The 17,412-nt window shown below is 43.2% G+C and carries 17 protein-coding genes, 1 other RNA gene and 1 pseudogene; 5 read left to right on the plus strand and 14 right to left on the minus strand.

Going from position 1 to position 17,412, the window contains the following annotated elements; translation table 11 throughout:
• From K941_RS15530 to K941_RS17185, 8 genes are all read right to left on the minus strand, one after another.
• A partial coding sequence (locus tag K941_RS15530) for a hypothetical protein (protein WP_156892325.1) occupies positions 1-360 on the minus strand: 360 nt, incomplete at its 3' end.
• An 842-nt stretch (positions 361-1,202) separates the two neighbouring features.
• A complete protein-coding gene (locus K941_RS0110205) occupies positions 1,203-1,802 on the minus strand; it encodes a hypothetical protein (RefSeq protein ID WP_115341120.1) in 600 nt (199 codons plus the stop codon).
• A 19-nt stretch (positions 1,803-1,821) separates the two neighbouring features.
• Positions 1,822-2,412, minus strand: coding sequence for a hypothetical protein (locus K941_RS0110210; protein ID WP_029103542.1), 591 nt, complete (start codon positions 2,410-2,412; stop codon positions 1,822-1,824).
• Positions 2,413-2,642: 230 nt separating this feature from the next.
• The gene (locus K941_RS16510) at positions 2,643-3,080 is read right to left on the minus strand and encodes a hypothetical protein (protein ID WP_051226015.1); all 438 of its coding nucleotides are present in this window, start codon (positions 3,078-3,080) and stop codon (positions 2,643-2,645) included.
• Between the two features lie 313 nt (positions 3,081-3,393).
• Positions 3,394-3,945 (minus strand): tetratricopeptide repeat protein, encoded by a 552-nt coding sequence (locus K941_RS0110220; RefSeq protein ID WP_029103543.1) that lies wholly within the window; start codon positions 3,943-3,945, stop codon positions 3,394-3,396.
• Complete coding sequence (locus K941_RS0110225; RefSeq protein WP_029103544.1) at positions 3,942-4,238, minus strand: hypothetical protein; 297 nt, start codon at positions 4,236-4,238, stop codon at positions 3,942-3,944. Before K941_RS0110225 ends, K941_RS0110220 begins: the two co-directional genes overlap by 4 nt.
• 218 nt (positions 4,239-4,456) lie before the next feature.
• Entirely contained in the window at positions 4,457-4,621 is a 165-nt protein-coding gene (locus tag K941_RS17180) for a hypothetical protein (protein WP_156892327.1), read from the minus strand.
• Positions 4,622-4,850: 229 nt separating this feature from the next.
• Entirely contained in the window at positions 4,851-4,997 is a 147-nt protein-coding gene (locus tag K941_RS17185) for a hypothetical protein (RefSeq protein ID WP_156892328.1), read from the minus strand.
• A 157-nt stretch (positions 4,998-5,154) separates the two neighbouring features.
• Here K941_RS17185 and K941_RS0110245 point away from each other — a divergent pair, with 157 nt between their 5' ends.
• Positions 5,155-7,701, plus strand: a complete 2,547-nt coding sequence (locus K941_RS0110245) for a heavy metal translocating P-type ATPase (protein WP_029103545.1) — start codon at positions 5,155-5,157, stop codon at positions 7,699-7,701.
• Positions 7,702-7,772: 71 nt separating this feature from the next.
• On the opposite strand, the gene K941_RS0110250 is transcribed toward K941_RS0110245, so the two are convergent.
• From K941_RS0110250 to tusD, 4 genes are all read right to left on the minus strand, one after another.
• Positions 7,773-7,913: an entericidin A/B family lipoprotein gene (locus tag K941_RS0110250; protein WP_029103546.1), complete on the minus strand. Its 141-nt coding sequence runs from the start codon at positions 7,911-7,913 to the stop codon at positions 7,773-7,775.
• Between the two features lie 163 nt (positions 7,914-8,076).
• Entirely contained in the window at positions 8,077-8,418 is a 342-nt protein-coding gene (locus K941_RS0110255) for a TusE/DsrC/DsvC family sulfur relay protein (protein ID WP_029103547.1), read from the minus strand.
• Between the two features lie 59 nt (positions 8,419-8,477).
• Positions 8,478-8,798 carry a hypothetical protein gene (locus tag K941_RS15540; protein ID WP_115341119.1) on the minus strand — a complete coding sequence of 107 codons (321 nt, stop codon included), beginning with the start codon at positions 8,796-8,798 and terminating at the stop codon, positions 8,478-8,480.
• A 2-nt stretch (positions 8,799-8,800) separates the two neighbouring features.
• Positions 8,801-9,184, minus strand: a complete 384-nt coding sequence (gene tusD, locus K941_RS0110265; RefSeq protein ID WP_036388147.1) for a sulfurtransferase complex subunit TusD — start codon at positions 9,182-9,184, stop codon at positions 8,801-8,803.
• Between the two features lie 112 nt (positions 9,185-9,296).
• Between tusD and glnE the strand changes: the two genes are divergently transcribed.
• The 3 genes and pseudogenes from glnE (at position 9,297) to K941_RS0110280 (ending at position 14,781) form a co-directional block, all read left to right on the plus strand.
• On the plus strand, positions 9,297-12,275 hold the full coding sequence (gene glnE / locus K941_RS0110270) for a bifunctional [glutamate--ammonia ligase]-adenylyl-L-tyrosine phosphorylase/[glutamate--ammonia-ligase] adenylyltransferase (RefSeq protein WP_029103549.1): 2,979 nt from the start codon (positions 9,297-9,299) through the stop codon (positions 12,273-12,275).
• Between the two features lie 342 nt (positions 12,276-12,617).
• Positions 12,618-13,864 (plus strand): annotated as a pseudogene (locus K941_RS15545) (putative DNA modification/repair radical SAM protein).
• 95 nt (positions 13,865-13,959) lie between these two features.
• Positions 13,960-14,781 (plus strand): TIGR03915 family putative DNA repair protein, encoded by an 822-nt coding sequence (locus K941_RS0110280; RefSeq protein WP_029103550.1) that lies wholly within the window; start codon positions 13,960-13,962, stop codon positions 14,779-14,781.
• A gap of 273 nt (positions 14,782-15,054) precedes the next feature.
• Here K941_RS0110280 and ssrA read toward each other — a convergent pair.
• Together ssrA and K941_RS0110285 are read right to left on the minus strand one after the other, a co-directional pair.
• Positions 15,055-15,412, minus strand: a transfer-messenger RNA (tmRNA) gene (ssrA, locus tag K941_RS16885).
• Between the two features lie 65 nt (positions 15,413-15,477).
• Positions 15,478-16,296, minus strand: coding sequence for a substrate-binding periplasmic protein (locus K941_RS0110285; protein WP_029103551.1), 819 nt, complete (start codon positions 16,294-16,296; stop codon positions 15,478-15,480).
• A 463-nt stretch (positions 16,297-16,759) separates the two neighbouring features.
• Here K941_RS0110285 and K941_RS0110290 point away from each other — a divergent pair, with 463 nt between their 5' ends.
• Positions 16,760-17,311, plus strand: coding sequence for a helix-turn-helix domain-containing protein (locus K941_RS0110290; protein WP_029102286.1), 552 nt, complete (start codon positions 16,760-16,762; stop codon positions 17,309-17,311).
• Positions 17,312-17,412: the final 101 nt, after the last annotated feature.

Below are 17,412 nucleotides of genomic sequence, written 5' to 3' on the forward strand. Positions count from 1 at the left end.
CATCATAAATAGCACGCCAAACTTAGACACCGTACCCACACCATTACCATCTAGGTCTAGGATGATGGGGTCGTAGTATTGTTTTGTGTAGCCTTGAGTGGGGGATTCGTCGGGGCGTGGGCGGTAGGGTTCGGTTTCATCTCTTTTTTCGCAATGTTTTTGGTTATAATAATCATCTATTCTATAACTAACATAGGTTGCTGCACCGATAGAGATTAGAGTAGGGATTAATGCCGAACCCATGAGAGCTGTAACTGCTGCACCAGCAACAAAACCTCCAATAAAAGAAACTCCTGTTTCGTGAGCTCCTTGATGATCGCCACTCATCGCTTTGGCAAGCATAGTTCCAATTGAATACACATTACCAACCTTGCCAAGTCCAATAATAAGACTCTTTTTATCAAGAGCCTCATCGATTGCACCAACAAAGCTGTTAGCTGCATTCCAAGCCAGTGTTTGACCCCAAGGGGTCTTGCAGTTATTCTGAGACATAATTTCTTTGCTCCCATATTACAAATGAATAAATAAAGACAAAAAACATAGCCAAATTCATTAAGCTAGTATACATAATAGCTTGAAAAGAACCGCTACCAAACATGCGACCCACTCTAGTATGTGCACCGCCATGCTCCATAGTGAATAAATGCAGAATTAATATTGCTACACTCAAGGATAATATTGACAGTAATAATAACACAAAACGATATTGAGATGAATTGAGGTTTTGATAAATTTTCATATTATCAAAAAATTCCTCAAAAGATAAACAAATAATATCATTTGTTGAATCAGATAAGTTTTTGAATATATATTTAAAAAAACACCAAATATAACTAAATATTAAGTAAAAAACAATAAAATCATGTGTCATTCTAACCATAGAGTTCGCCTCAATCGTCTGAGACCAATTAAAAAAACCATCATAATCTATGGTAAAAATAAGATTTAAAAATATTGATAAAAAAATAATGAAGATATAAGAAAAAATATAGAATCCACCAAAAGGGGCTATCTCTTTTGATATTAACCAAGTTGCTTTTGTAGAGTACGAAACCATAATTTAAAATAAAAGTAATTAATAGATTTTCTATAAAACCTCGTTCTATTTGAGACACTAAGTCTGCAAAGTCGGTTTAATCATATAACACCAAACCCTAACAATCCACAAACAAATACCCAACATAAATTTCAAAAAACCACCCCTACACCACCCCCTCCCACCATTCATCATTGACCGCTACCCACCCTGCCTGTGTAGCGATACCATCCCCATCATGATCAAACATCGCTCCCCCGCTCATCATAAATAGCACGCCAAACTTAGACACCGTACCCACACCATTACCATCTAGGTCTAGGATGATGGGGTCGTAGTATTGTTTTGTGTAGCCTTTTTCAGGGGATTCGTCTTTGTTGGGTTTAAAATCTTCGGTGGGGTCTTTGTCGCAGGTTTGAAATGAATCCATATAACTATCAATAGCAACTGTCACAGCGGTACCAACTACAGCTCCTATCACTAAGGGCACTCCAGCTGCAAGTACGCCAGTTGCCACAATTGCTGTTGAACCCATAGCCGTCAAAATAGCTGCTTCCAACACTAATGTGGTAGTGGCACCAGCTGCATAACCAATAGAAGCTGAGGCAATTCCTTGCATGGCATCATAATATTGCCCCTTTCCTAAAGATTGACCAATACCCCAAGCAGTATACATAGAGCCAAACTTTAAAAATTTGGTGTTATCAGGATGGAAGCTGAATTTATTGGAAATTCCATCTGCTGCTAAATCTGCACTACCTGCCATCCATGTGTGCGTAGGATTGCTAATTGAACAAGACATATTTTTTCATCTCCATTAGAGTGACTGAGAAAAGAATAGCATAAATATTACCAATGCTTAGTTGGGTTAAAAATATATAAAAAAATAAATCGGAACTATTTGTTAAACTCATAAAAAATTTAGTTTGACCAACATCCGTCATACCAAAAACAAAAAAACAAAATAGTGGTACAAAAAGAGATAAAATAATTCCAGTGTTAATGATTTTATTTGCGTTAGGATTTGGTGTTATTTTTTTTTGTCTTGATTTCAGACCCGACAGATGAGCTGACAAGAATTCATTTTGAACATTTTTGCTCAAACCTTTTAAAATATATCTAAAAACCATAAAGATATATATTGACAAAAAATACATCAAATAAAAATCATAAAATATTTTCTTGTTTTCTGAATTAAAACCTATAGAAATAGTTGAAGGAAAAAAACCATTGTACCCTTCATAAAATAAAGTGTTATTATAATTAAAAATTATATACAAAAATGATAATAATAAAATATGAAAATACTTAAAGGGAAGTAAATCATTTAATATATTTATGAGAGTTTGATGAGATATTACATGGTTGGTTTCCATACTATGCCAGCCTTTTGCAATTAAATTGGGATATATTAGGCTTCCTTCAAAACCCTAAATTAGAAAAAACCGTTCGTGGTGAGCCTGTCGAACCATAATGGTTTTCCACTACCCTTCGACAAGCTCAGGGCAAACGGAAGGCTAGTTTTACAGGAAAACTATTAAAATAGTATCACAATAAATACTTACTTTGCAACAAATACCCAATATAAATCCTAAAAATACCACCCCTACACCACCATCTCCCATAACTCATCATTGACCGCTACCCATCCTGCCTGTGTAGCGATACCATCCCCATTATGGTCAAATAACGCCCCTTTATAACCATCCGTGCCAATAACATCAATCAGACCATTACCATTTAAGTCCAAGGTTAATGGGTCATAGACGTAGTATTCGCCTGTGCGGGGGAGTTTTTGATGGGTAGTTGCTATCTCACCCATTTCGTCCCATATTTTTTCTATTTCTACCATTCTTTTGGTGATAATATCTGCTACTTTTGTAATATTTTCTTTAGCTGGGTCGGCATCTGCACCAAACCAAGTTGCTGGATGGAAATCAAGAATATTGGCAACTGCTTCTACCTTCTTTTTGCTTGCCTCAATAATATCGCCAGACTTTTCTAGATTATCAGCCTCATTAAAGTCTTTGATTATATCATGCACAATTTGTGCGGTATCCGCAGGACTTGGTATGGCATCATTGATTTTATTGTGAACATGCTCATTTGCTTTTTTGTTAATTTAGGCAACATCTGCAACTTTGCGCGATGTATTTGATTCAGGATTTACAGGGTTTGAAAACATCTTTAAGCTCCTAAAAAATTTGTGTTGAACTAAATTATTTTAACTTTGCTATCAACATTACTGTTTCATTTTTGCTTTATTAAATGACAAGCCCATAGATTAGGTAGGTTGATAGCTTAAACCTTGAAATTGTTGGGTTTGTTCGAAAGCCATCCCATCAGCTTATAAACCATTACGAAGAAATTCTATCCAAAAGCACTTTGGCATTAGAATCTCCATTTTCATGAGCTTTATTCAACCAAAATTTTGCCTTTTCTATGTCTTTATGCTGATAGGTGTCATCATAATAAATCTTCCCCATTAATAACATGGCATGACTGTTTTGATTTTTATCAATGGATTTTTTCAATAATTCAATTGCTTTATCAACCGCATAATCTCCACTTAAGTTTTTGTAATTTTGTGATAAATAAAGCCCTGCCAAAGCATTCATGGCAGGGGCATAGTTATCATTTGTCGCTTTTTCATAAGACTGTATGGCTTTTTCAATATCAATCTCTTGGCATAGACCACGCTCATACATCAAGCTTTGCAGTGTCAGACCTGAATTCTTGTTTTGATGAGCCATCTTTTCAATCGCAGGTATAGCTTTTGTACAGTTGTTATCTACAAATAATAGTTTTTCAGCCTCCCTAAATTCCATCTCTTCGGATTTTTTATCATCACCACAGCCTACCAAGCCAAAAAGAGTGGCAATTAAAAATAATGCGATTGGTTTTTTCATAATAATACTCTAACTCGTCTATATAACTTAAATAAGAAATCAATAAAAGAATCATCACCTGTCTGACCATTAAAAGCATTTAAACCCATCACAAGTAAAATAATGATAAAAAACACATTTACTAACACCCAATCAGTCATGGCAGATGTTTTCATTTCACTTTCATTCTTATCATAAAAATATGAAACAATGGGCAGTTGTTGTATAAATTTTAAAAACCGAGTACCAGTGGAGAATACCACCCAATAATATAAAGCATTGAGTAATATTAACAGTAAAATATTATCTAGCATGATTATCCCTCAAATGGTATTTCCTTGCTTGATAGATTGGGTAAAGTGAGAGTAATGCCCAACATTTTAGGCCTCAACATACTAGGTTTATTATCAAAACCTAGCCAACCAAAGCCCACAACCGACTGATTATAAACCCATTCATTCACAAACATAGCATTTGCTCTCTATGTTTTTATGGGTTTTCTTAACCATAAAACAGATTATTTTTATAACAATCAAGCTACCCATCTTTCTTCTTCACTGATTGCAGGTATGTTGAGATTGTCATGAATAAATAACGCCCCTTTATAACCATCCGTGCCAATCACGTCAATCAGACCATTACCATTTAAGTCCAAGGTAAGTGGGTCATAGATGTGGTATTCGCCTGAGCGTGGCAAATCTAGCCAATCTTTAACGATGTCGGGGAGCCAATCTGTGGGAATGTTGGGAAAATCAAATTTAGCAAAGAAATCACCAACCTGTTCACGCCATTTGTCAAAGGTGTCTTGTACTGCTTCTTTAAACTTATCAAAGGCATCGGCAAGCTCATCGGATATTTCTTTGAGTGTGTCTGAGACTTCTTTGGTAAGGTCTTTGGCGATTTGTTGGGCTTTTTGGGCAACTTCTTTAACGGCTTTCCTCGGCAGTTTTTACGCCATCTTTAACAGCTTGTTCGGCGTTTTTGTAGGCGTCTGCAATTTTTTGTTCGGCAGTTTTGTAGGTATCAGCCACTTTTTGTATGGCATCGTTTGCTTGCTTTACACCATTTGCCATCGCCTCATTACAAAATCAAAAAGTGCTACGGTTTTTGTGGTAAAATTCAATTTTGTTAGCTGATGTCAAATTTAAAAAGCAATGAGCTTGCCACACCCCGCCTCACCCATTCTACCCAAGCCATGTTATAATACCACTTTTGCACGCATGACACGCCATGACCGACACCCCCCAAGACCCCATTGACACCAGCCTAGTGTTGCCCCCTGACGGGCATTGTTTTCATTGTGGCGAGAAGTTGCCCAGTGAGCCATTTTTTACCGTGATTTTTGATAAGCCACGCCCCATGTGCTGTTTGGGTTGTCAGCTTGCCTCAGAGAGCATTGTAGAGCTTGGGTTATCACAATACTATCTTGACCGCCGTGAGATAAGCCCGACCGCACCACTACCGCTTGCCAATTTTGACGCTTATAATCATGACGATGTCAAAGCCCAATTCGTCTATCGTGAAGACGGTGGCAGTACGGCAGAACTGTCGGTGGCGAATTTGCGTTGTACGGCATGTACATGGCTCATTGAGACACGCCTGCGTGGTCTGGACGGGGTGCGAGCGTGTCAGGTCAATCTCACCCAACAGCGTATGCGTGTAAACTGGGATGAGAGCCGTTGCAGTATTGGCGATATTTTGGGGGCGGTGCATTCGGTTGGATATGACGCTCGTCCGTATCGACAGGACACGCATGAAGCCATGATGAAACGCCAAAACAAGCAAATGCTTATCCGTCTGGGCGTGGCGGCGGTCGGGGCGATGCAGGCGATGATGTTTTCTATCGGGCTGTATTTTGGCGATTATTCGGGCATGGCGGACGAACACCGTCATTTTCTAAGGGCGGTGGCGTTGTTTGTTACCATGCCTGTCATTTTTTATGCAGGCGTACCGTTTTTTCGTTCCGCTTATAACGCCATAAAGGCTCGGCAGGTCAATATGGACGTGCCTGTCTCTATCGCCCTTATCGTAACCTTTGGGGCAAGCCTATACGCCACGCTGACCCAGTCGGGCGAGACCTATTTTGACTCGGTATCCATGTTTATTTTCTTTTTGCTCGCCGGTCGCTACATTGAGCAAAACGCACGGCTAAAAGCGTCTAACATGGCAAGCGATTTGGTCGTGATTGAGCCTGTGCTTATCAAACGGCTTGGGCATTCGGACGAACTCATTGCAGAATTTGCCAATGGTTCGTTGGATAACGAACTCATCAAAGACTGGCAAAATGCTCATGCCAGTCATGACGTGGCGGACGATGATAAAGTGCTTGCCCAAGCCCTAACGGTCGGCGATGTCATTTGGGTAGAGGCAGGGCAACAAATCGCCTGTGATGGCGTGCTGTTGTCGGAGTCTGCCACGGTGTCGCAGAGTCTTTTGACAGGTGAGAGTGATTTGATTGTTAAAAAGCAAGGCGACACGTTGGCAGGTGGTTCACAAAATGACGCACAGCCTTTTGTCATGCTTGTAACCGCCCAAACGGACGACAGTCAAATGGCACTCATCGACCGCCTGATGAACCGTGCGATGAGCGAAAAACCACAAATCGCCCAAGATGCCGACCGCATGGCACGGTGGTTTGTCGCTCGGGTGCTCGTGCTGTCGGTGCTGATTTTTGTGATATGGCTGTTTGTGGACAAAACCCAAGCCCTATGGGCAACAGTGGCGGTACTGGTGGCAACCTGTCCGTGTGCGTTGAGCCTTGCCACGCCCATTGCTCTGACCATGGCGACCAACCGACTGGCAGGTTTGGGCTTTTTGGCGACTCGGGGGCATACCATTCAAAGCCTGTCGGAAGTCAGCCATGTGGCATTTGACAAAACAGGCACGCTCACGCTCGGGCAAGCCAACCTACTGCATGTGGATTATACCACCCATGACAAAACGCATTGGCTAAAAGTCGGAGCAAGCCTAGAAGTCGGCTCAAAGCACCCTGTGGCACGGGCTATCCTGACGTCCGCTCACGGTTTGCATTTGCCAAAAGTACAAAACGCCACGCACCACACGGCAGGGGGCGTGGAAGGCTGTGTGGACGGGGTGTGGTATCGTATCGGGCATGACGGATTTGTGTTAAATGGCGGTGGCGGTCATGTGATGGCCGAACGGCTCGATACCTTCGGGGCAAATATGTCAGTGGCGTTGTCGGTTAAGGCAGGCGAGAGCTGGGACATGGTGGCACGTTTTTACTTTAATGACGTGGTACGCACGGACGCCAAACAGACGATAGACAACCTAAAAAAACACGGCATTATCCCACTCATGCTAACAGGCGACCCAAGCGACAACGCCTTGACAGTCGCCCAAACGCTTGGCATAGAACACGCTTATCATGGTCTATCACCAACCGATAAAGTCAATCACATCAAAGAGCTACAAAAAGACGGACATACCGTGCTGATGGTGGGAGACGGTATCAATGACGCCCCTGTACTCGGTGCATCCAACGTATCAGTGGCGATGGCAGGAGCGAGCGATTTGGCTCAGGTGTCGGCAGATGGCGTGCTACTTGGTGGTAAATTATCCGTCATCAATAACGCCATCAATCTATCAGTCAAAACTCGCCACATCATCCGCCAAAATCTGCGGTGGGCGTTGGTGTATAATACGCTTATCCTAGTGCCAGCAGGTATGGGCTATGTACCGCCTTGGCTTGCCGCCATTGGTATGAGTTTGTCTAGCCTTTTTGTTGTGGCAAATGCCATGCGGATAAAGCGAAGTTGAACCGAAGTTAAATTCAGCATAAAAACAAGCCCAACCTTGGTGTAGATTGGGCTTGTTTGATGGGATATTAATCAGATTTTGTTTTGAACCTTTTGAGCACCGTCAGTCACGGCTTCACCAGTTCTTGATACGTCTTTACCAAAACCTTTGATGGTGTTGCAACCGGTTAGTACGAACATGCCAGCTAGGGCAACAACAAGTACCTTTTTCATAAGATAACTCCTAGTTAAAAAATGGGTGAGAAAAACTCTCAAAACTTATCTTATCCAAATATTCATCATTTTACTGTAATAAAATGTAAACAAACCTTGCAAAAAGTGGTTTGTTTTTAAATTTTAGATTGTACAAATCAAAGAATACACCCTAATCAATCATTTATAAACAATTCGGCGGTTTGGGCAGTCCTGCCAAGCGATTGACATGGCGTGCGACCAATCCTGTGTTAAAGAGCTGTTGGAGTTTGGCGTTGTTAATCTCATCATCGGGCAGGGCGATGGATAGATGCTTGATGAGTGGGCGAGTGGCAGGGCTGTGATGATATTTGTCAAAAAATGCCCGAACCTGTGCCAGTATGCGATAATGTGCGTCCGTTAGCTGTACATTCAAGGTATCGGCAAGGTGTTGGGCGATGGCAGGTGTCCAAAGCGTGTGATCGGTCAAATGCCCATCAGCGTCCAAGGTTAGCTCATTAGGCAGGGGAGTTGTGGTGTCGGTCATGGTCATGGGGCGGGTTTGGGGCTAGTTGCAGGATTGGTTATATAATTAAAATTATGGGGTTAAAATTCAAGCACGCTGTCAAATAACGCACGTTTATCATAGAACACACACCGTTCATCAGCTAGGGCGTGTCGAATGTCATCATCAAATCGTGCCATCTGCTCATCAGTAAAGCCGTGCCACGCCTTTTCTATGTCGTACAAATCAAGCGACTGTATCATGCCATAGATACGACTGTCAGGGTCGCCAAGCAGTAGATGGGTGGGCGTGTCCAGAAATAGCGTGACATCATGGTCAAAGGTCGCCAGCACAAAGGCGAGGGCGAGTGCTTCATAAGCGATGAGTTCGTTGTCGCTAGCAAGTTTGATTAGGATATTCATGGTTAAAACTGCACCAGTTGGGTGTCATCATCGATGTGTAGTGCCAGCTCGGAGAGTCCGACCAAGCGAAAAGGGGGTAGGATGTTCTCGCTGTCCAAGCCATGACGACTGGCGTTATCGGCGTCACTGATACCCCGTGCCAAAGCGGTGCTGACACAGACGGGCAAATCAAGATGATACCGCTCGGCAAGGGCGACCCACAGGCGAGCGACATCAGGCACGTCCGCACTTTGCCACGCTAGGCGATTGGCGGTGTATGCTCCGTCACTGTAGAAAAACACCGAGACACGCTCGCCACTGTCTAGTAGCGTGGTGGCGGTCGTTAGGGCTTCTTTGCCTTGGCGGTCGTGGGGGCTTTTGGTGATGAGTAGTAGGGTGTGTGCCATGATGATGATGGGTTGTTTTTTGGATATTATAGCGTAAATTTTTAAATTTGGTGTAAAATAAGCAAAAATCATCAATCAATAAATCTCAAATCAACAAATCTAGCGAGTTGCCATGTCTGATTTTTGCCCCAGTGATAGCGAGCTTGCCACGCTTGCCCTTGCCAGTCCTTTTGCCTTTGGTATTTATCAAAAACAGCCGTCACAGGTCGGTGCGTTTTTGGGTCGATTTGGTTTGACGCATTCCCTTGACCGTGCGGTGTTTGATGGCTTAATCAGAGAGTTTGTGATGATTTGTGCAGGCATAAGCGGTGCAGAAGATGACATAAAAGAGAATGATGTAAAAGATGGCATAAATAAGGATGATAAAAAAGGGAATGATAAAAAAGACAATATGAGATATACCGATATGCGATATGATGAAATTGATGAATCGGCAGTCATGCAAGCGATGCGAGAACTTAGAGCCATGCTGATGGTCAAATGGATATGGCAAGATGCGTTAGGGGTCATCAGCTTAGAGAGACTCACCACGGAGCTGTCGGACTTTGCCGATGCGTGCGTGTGCTTTGCCAAGGACTATGCATGGCACAAGACAGCAGAGCGGTACGGTACACCCATGACCAGTAGTGTGCAGTTGGCACAGACAGGCATGGGGGGCGTGGGCAAAAAAAGCCCCAAAATCATGCCTGATGAATTTGCCGTCATCGCCATGGGCAAGCTCGGGGCAAGAGAGCTGAATTTATCAAGCGACATTGACCTGATTTTTGTACATCTAGGGGCGGGCGATACTGACATTAGTGAGCAGGGCAAAAAGAGCGTGGAGAATCAGAAGTTCATGACCACGCTCGGGCGAATGCTCATCCGCTTGCTTAACGACCACAGCGAGCATGGCTTTGTGTTTCGGGTGGACATGCGACTGCGTCCGTGGGGTGATGGCAGTCCGCTCATCATGAGCTTGTCAGCGTTAGAGAAGTATTTTAATCAGCATGGACGGACGTGGGAGCGGTTTGCGTGGTTAAAGGCGAGAGTGGTCAATCCCGTGTCCACGCCCTTTGCTGATGAGCTGTCGGCAGTGATGAAAAATTTCGTGTATCGTTATTATATCGATTATACCGCCTTTTCAGCACTGCGTGAGATGAAAACGCTCATCATGGCACAGCAAGCCCAACGTCAAGACACCGATAATGTCAAACTGGGCGTGGGCGGTATTCGGGACATTGAGTTCATCGCACAGGCATTCTCGCTCATCTATGGCGGTCATCATTTGGCATTGGGCGAGCGGTCGGTTTGTCTGGATGTGCTGTCTATGTTGGGTGAGCTTGATTATCTAGATGATGATGAATGCACCAAGCTCATGGATGCTTATCGCTTTTTACGGCGATTAGAACACGCCATCCAAGCCCGTCATGATGAGCAGACCCAGAGACTGCCGATGGGCGATGAGCTGGTGGCGATTGCACAGGTGCTAGGCTTTGAGAGTGTGGCGGATTTTCAAGCGGTGCTTGCCCGTCATCGGCAAAATGTCTTTGCTCCCTTTAACCGCATGGTCACCGACCGCCAAAGCCCTACGCAGACACTGGGCGAAACGGCAGAGATGGAGCGGGCGTTGCAGGGACTGCTCAGTGCTGATGGCTTGCATTTGTTAGATGAGTTTTGGCAGTCCAAGCTGGTCACCAGTTTAGAGCCTGATGCCAAGGCACGCCTTGATGGGGCGTATCCGATTTTGCTATATGCACTCTGTCATCATGCCAAGAGTGATGGGGCGGAGCGTGCCGATGATGCGGTGCCACGCCTTATCACGCTGTTGGAGTCCATCTGTCGTCGCTCGATATATCTGGTGATGATAGCAGAGAACCCGAATGCGACCATGGGGCTCATTCCCATGCTCTCGGCAAGTCCGTGGATAGCACGAGAGCTTGCCTTGCACCCCATGCTCCTTGATGACTTTTTGCAACAGCGTTATTTGCATTTGCCCGACAAAGCAGAGCTGACTGACATCCTAAGACAACAGCTGCTTCGGGTACTGCCCTTTGATGATGAGCAGTATCTGACCGCCATTCGCACCTTTAAAAAGTCACAGGTGCTGGCCGTGGCAACCGCTGACATTCTAGGCTTACGCCACATCATGAAAGTCTCGGACAGCCTGACCTTTATCGCCGAAGTTGTGCTATCATCGGCACTTAGCAGGGCTTATGATGAGCTGGTCGCCAAACACGGTCATCCTGTGCGTGCCAATGGCATGCCCACCGATGAGACGGCATGCGGTTTTGCGGTCATTGGCTATGGTAAGTTGGGCGGGATTGAGATGTCGTATGCGTCAGATTTGGACGTGGTGTTTTTGCATGACATTGACGAAAAAGCTGATACCGTGGGCGACAATGTCAAGGTGATTAGTGGCATGAAGTTCGCCTCTCGCCTTGTCCAAAAGGTCATCACTTATCTGACCACGCAGACCCGTGATGGGCGTGCCTATGAGCTAGACATGCGTCTTCGACCATCGGGCAACGCAGGCGTGATGGTCGTGTCGGTGCAGGGCTTTGATGGCTATCAGCGTGATAAGGCGTGGGCGTGGGAACATCAGGCATTGGTACGGGCTAGGGGCATTGCAGGCGACAAGGCGGTGCTGGATGCCTTTGATGCCACTCGCCATCAGGTGCTGACCGCTCACCGAGAGTCCGAGCAGGTACGCCAAGACGTGCTGTCCATGCGTCAAAAGATGAAAGAACATCTGGGCACCAAATCATCAAATCAGCCCAACAACCACGGACTGGTTCAGTCTTTTCACATCAAGCAGGACTTTGGTGGGTTGATTGACATTGAGTTTTTGGCTCAGTTTATGGTGCTTGCCCACGCCCATGCTCACCCGAGCCTTGCCATCTGGTCGGACAACGTGCGTATTTTTGAAGAAGTGGCAAAGACAGGACTGTGGTCTGATGACTGGTGCGACAGGCTCACGCAGGCGTATTTGGCGCTGAGAAAAACCACGCACGAGCTGGCATTATCCGAAAAACAGGTCGTGGTCGATGATGATAACTGGCAAGCGATTCGGGCATTTGTGTGTGGCGTGTGGGGCGAAGTGATTGGCGAGTAAAAGACTTGACAAAACAAAACCTTCGCCGATAATCTTTTAAAAATTAAAAATTAAAAATTAAAAATTAAAAATTAAAAATTAAAAATTAAAAATTAAAAATTAAAAATTAAAAATTAAAAATTAAAAATTAAAAATTAAAAATTAAAAATTAAAAATTAAAAATTAAAAATTAAAAATTAAAAATTAAAAATTAAAAATTAAAAATCCCTTGAAATTGATGTATCACGCCCCCATTTTTTTAAAATTTTAATAAAATCATAAAGTTACACCCAGATACCAAGACAGTTTATCAACACGCTTATTTATCAAGTTTTATTTTATCAAGGATTATCATCATACGCCATGACCATCAATTTTGACCGCATCCAAGGCAAGCTCAACATCCTAGCTGACGCCGCCAAATATGACGTCTCTTGCTCATCATCAGGCTCAAACCGCAAAAACCAAGGGGGTTCTCTTGGTAATTTGTCCACATCGGGCATTTGCCACAGTTTTACCGAAGATGGGCGGTGCGTGAGCCTACTCAAAATCCTATTTACCAACCACTGCATTTATGATTGTAGTTACTGCACGTCAAGACGTAGCCATGACACGCCCAGAGCCGCCTTTACGGTCGAAGAAGTGGTGGATTTGACCATGCAATTTTATCGGCGAAACTACATCGAAGGGCTGTTTTTGAGCTCAGGCATATTCAAAAGTGCCGACTATACGATGGAGCGACTCGTTGAAGTGGCACGGCGACTGCGTGAAGAAGAACGCTTTGGTGGTTATATCCATCTAAAAACCATACCTTTACGCCAAGCAGGTCTGTATGCTGACCGCCTAAGTGCCAATATCGAGATTCCGACCATCTCAGGGCTAAAACTGCTCGCCCCCGAAAAAACCCACGACCAACTAAAAGCCCCCATGCAAACGGTCAAAGATGAGATTGTGGCATTCAAAGACAGCAAAAAGCACCACAAAAAAGCCCCCAAATTTGTCCCCGCAAGACAGACCAGCCAAATGATAGTGGGGGCAACGGGCGAGACGGATTTACAAGTGGTGAGTCTTGCCAGTCATTTTTATCAAAAATACGACCTAAGGCGGGTGTATTATTCAGGCTATGCGCCTGTTTTGGCGGACAAAAATCTGCCTGCTATCTCCACGCCTGTGCCGATGGTGCGTGAAAACCGCCTGTATCAAGCCGATTGGCTCATGCGGTTTTATGGTTTTTTAGCTCATGAGATTGTCACGCCTGACGAGCCTTTTTGGACTTAGAGTGCGACCCCAAATTGGCGTGGGCGATACGCCACCGTGAGTTTTTCCCCGTGCATATCCAAACCGCTCCGTATGAGATGATACTTCGCATACCCGGTATTGGGGTCAAGACCGCCAAAAAAATCATCAAAGCAAGACAGTTTCGCACGCTGACTTTGGAACATATCCAAAAGATGGGGGCGGCGGTCAATCGTGCCAAGTATTTTATGGCGTTGTCGGGCAAAAATGAACATTTGGCACATTTGACCAAGGATAATTTTAGGCAATATCTTATCGGACAAACCCAAACCAAATTCAAAGACGAGCGAACAGGACAGCTTGCTTTGTTTTAAGGTTTTATCAATACGCCCCAAGATGTTTTTTGTGATATTGGCGTGCATAATGTTACCCAGTGTAATATGCTTATTTTGATGAATTGGAAAATAATTTGGATTTATTAACCATTGATGATAACATTACCCTAACCCATGACAGTGATTTTGATGGCTGGCTGACGGCGGTATTTGTCTGTTATGAGCAAAAGTGCACAGATAGGGCGACATTGGTGTGCCGTCATGAGTACATACCAAAGTTTTTTGACACGGTCGTGGATGTAACAACCGACCCTGCCAAAGCCGAACGGGTGCTGACCAAGCTCACCCAAACGCTTGGCAAAGATGGCATAAGACAGCTCATGTGGGCGTACTTATCCGAGCTTGACTATATCCCAAACGTGCTTTTTGGTGTGGTCAAATACGCCCTGACCAATCCCACAAAAAATATTCTAAAAGACCACGCCCATCCCGATGTCATGGCTCTACACCAAACGGTCAAATCAGTGGGGCGAGAGCGACACCGCATGAAAGCCTTTGTCCGCTTTGAGCATACCACAGACGGGGTGTATTTTGCCAAAATCAACCCTGATTTTAATGTTTTGCCACTCATTACCAATCACTTTAAGGCACGCTATCAAGACCAAGATTTTGCCATTTATGACATCAAGCGGGGCTATGGCATTTTGTCAAGGCAGGGCGATACAGACGTACAGATGATTGTTGGGATTGATGATGTATTGGCAGACAGTCACTCGGTATGGAGTGATGATGAGGCTCGTTATCAGCGATTTTGGCAGGGATATTTTGCCAATGCAACCATCAAAGAGCGTATCAATCCCAAGCTACATAAGCAGTATCTGCCCGTTCGTTATTGGCGATATTTGTCTGAAAAGCAGGTGCGTGGCGATGAAGAGTTTTTGCAGAAAAAACGCTGATATTTCCTTCTTTGTCAATGAGCATGATTATTAGAATATGATTTGAAAAGCTGTTACACCCAACCAACTTGATATTTACCACGGGTTTGTAGGGGTGTGCTGAGCACACCCTTTGATGACATTACTGTGCCTACATCCACAAATCATTGTGTTTGTAGTAATTTTAAAATTTATTGGGTATATATTTTGGATTCTTATCTTATGAGGTGTTTGGTTTTCGCCCACAAAAAAGGCTTAACTCAAAATATGAGTTAAGCCTTTGATTTATGTAAATGGTGGAGATGGCGGGAGTTGAACCCGCGTCCGCCAACACTACGCCCATGACTCTACACGCTTAGAGTCTGTCTTTGGCTTTAATCCGCACCGACCCGACAGTCAGGGTGGATTGGACGATTTGCTAAGAGTTCGCACCTGTCATCGCAACACTAACAGATGCTATCCTTTGTGCGTTCGCATCGGGGTGAGCAACCAGACCAAAGGCAATCTGTGCCGACCCAAGTAGCCCTTAGGCTGCTAGTGCGTAAGTTTCGTCGTTTGCGACTATTTTAAATGTATGTTGATTTACAAGAGGCATACGCTCTTGACGTGCATCATTAGGTTTCATTACCAGCGTCGAAGCCAGAACATCCCCAATATTTTAATTTGAACATTATAACAAGAATCAACCAATAAATCAAGCACCTGAACACATCTTGATTAATTTGGCTTATTGCCATTGTTTTCAAACCATTTTGTTTCAAGTTGTGCCAGCTCGCCTGATATTTTCATCTCTGCGACACCTTGGTTGAACATTTCGATGACTTGAGTTTTGCCTTTAGGTGCTATTGCTACAGCGTACGATCCTTTGTTGCTAGCGTCACCATATTCTAAGATATTGGTTTTATATTCAGGATAGCTTTTGGTAAGATGTTGAATGATTTGTTTGTCACTAATGATGGCATCCACTTTGCCATTAATCAGGTCCTGAAAGCTCAAAAAAATCTTTTCTTTGGTCATCACTTGTTCGATCCCGTTTTCCTTGGCGATGTCCATAAAAATCGCCCCATCTTGCATGCCCAAACGCATGGGTTTTAGGTCTGATATTGAGTTGATGGTGGTGCCATCCAAAGATAAAATCCCTGCAGGCATGTATACATAAGGATTACTAAGCAGATATTTACCTTCACGTTCGGTAGAGTAAGAAATGGATGAAATGGCAAGGTCACTCGTCTCTTGCTCGACCGATTTAAACATCTCTTGCCAAGGCAGAACATTAAACTTGACGGCATAACCATTTTTTTGGGCGATATGAGTAATAAGTTCTACATCAAAACCGATGGGATTGCCCTTTTCATCAATATAAGCAAAAGGCGACATGCCACTATTGACTGCCACCTTGATGGTTTTGGTGTTGGTGTTGTCGGTATTGACAATATTTTGTGTGGCAGGCTCTTTGTCGCCACAAGCCGATAAAAGTCCAGTCATGCAAATTGCACCAATCATGACGCCTTGACCTAAAAATGAAGTGTATCTCATAACCGCTCCTAACGCTTTTTATGTTTGTTTAAACTTTCTTAATAATATTGGGTAGATTTATTAATAATAATCATGCTCAATATTGATAATATTGTATAAAATAACATTGATTTTTGCAATGGTTAATATTGGAAAAATTCATTAATAATATTAGGAATTTTATTTATAAGTATCTGAAATAATTATCTTTTTTACATTTTTTTAAAAAACTATTAATCTTAATTTTTATGAAATTTGATAAATAAAAAACCATGTTATCTTTAATTAATTTATATCAAACATCAGGGCATGCCTTCTTTATGTATTTTTGTATAAATAACCATTTGGATTCATAAATTTTAAAATGCAGATTGCACCAAAAAAGGGCAGACCCACCCTAACCATGCAGATAGCTGTAAAAAACCCGTGATTCTGAACCGCACCCCAAAAGTTAGACACCAAACTAACCTTTGGGGTGCTTTCTATGGCAAAATACACCACCGACTTTAAACTTTCTGTCATTGCTCATTATCAAAGCAATCACAGCTACAAACGCACAGCAAAACATTTTGGTTTAGACCACAAAACCGTAGAGCTGTGGGTCAAACTCTATCAAACACACGGCATTGATGGTATTCAAAGACGAAGTACCAAAGCCGTCTATGACACAGACTTTAAACTTAATGCAATCAAACAACTTCAAAATGGCAAATCCTTAACACAGCTTTCCATAGAGCTTAATCTACCAACCCCATCTTTACTGTCAAACTGGTTAAAATCCTACCAAACCTTTGGTATAATGGGATTAGAACCCAAACCCAAAGGCAGAAAAGCAATGTCAAACAAACACAACGCCAATCAAAACAAATTAACAAACAAAACAACAAGCAAACCAAGTTGGCAGGCCAAACCAGACAATGAAAAAAGCGTTGATGACTTACTTGCTGAACTTGCCTATCTTAGAGCAGAAAACGACTACCTAAAAAAGCTCGATGCCTTAATTCGTCAAAAGGAACAATTAAAGAACAAGTCCTGATTGTTCAAGAATTAAGGCATAAACACAAACTTAACAACCTACTGGCAGTTTCAAACCTGCCAAGAAGTGTGTTTTACTACCACATACGCCAAAGCACAAAA

The sequence above is a fragment of the Moraxella caprae DSM 19149 genome, assembly GCF_000426885.1.
GTDB lineage: Bacteria > Pseudomonadota > Gammaproteobacteria > Pseudomonadales > Moraxellaceae > Moraxella > Moraxella caprae.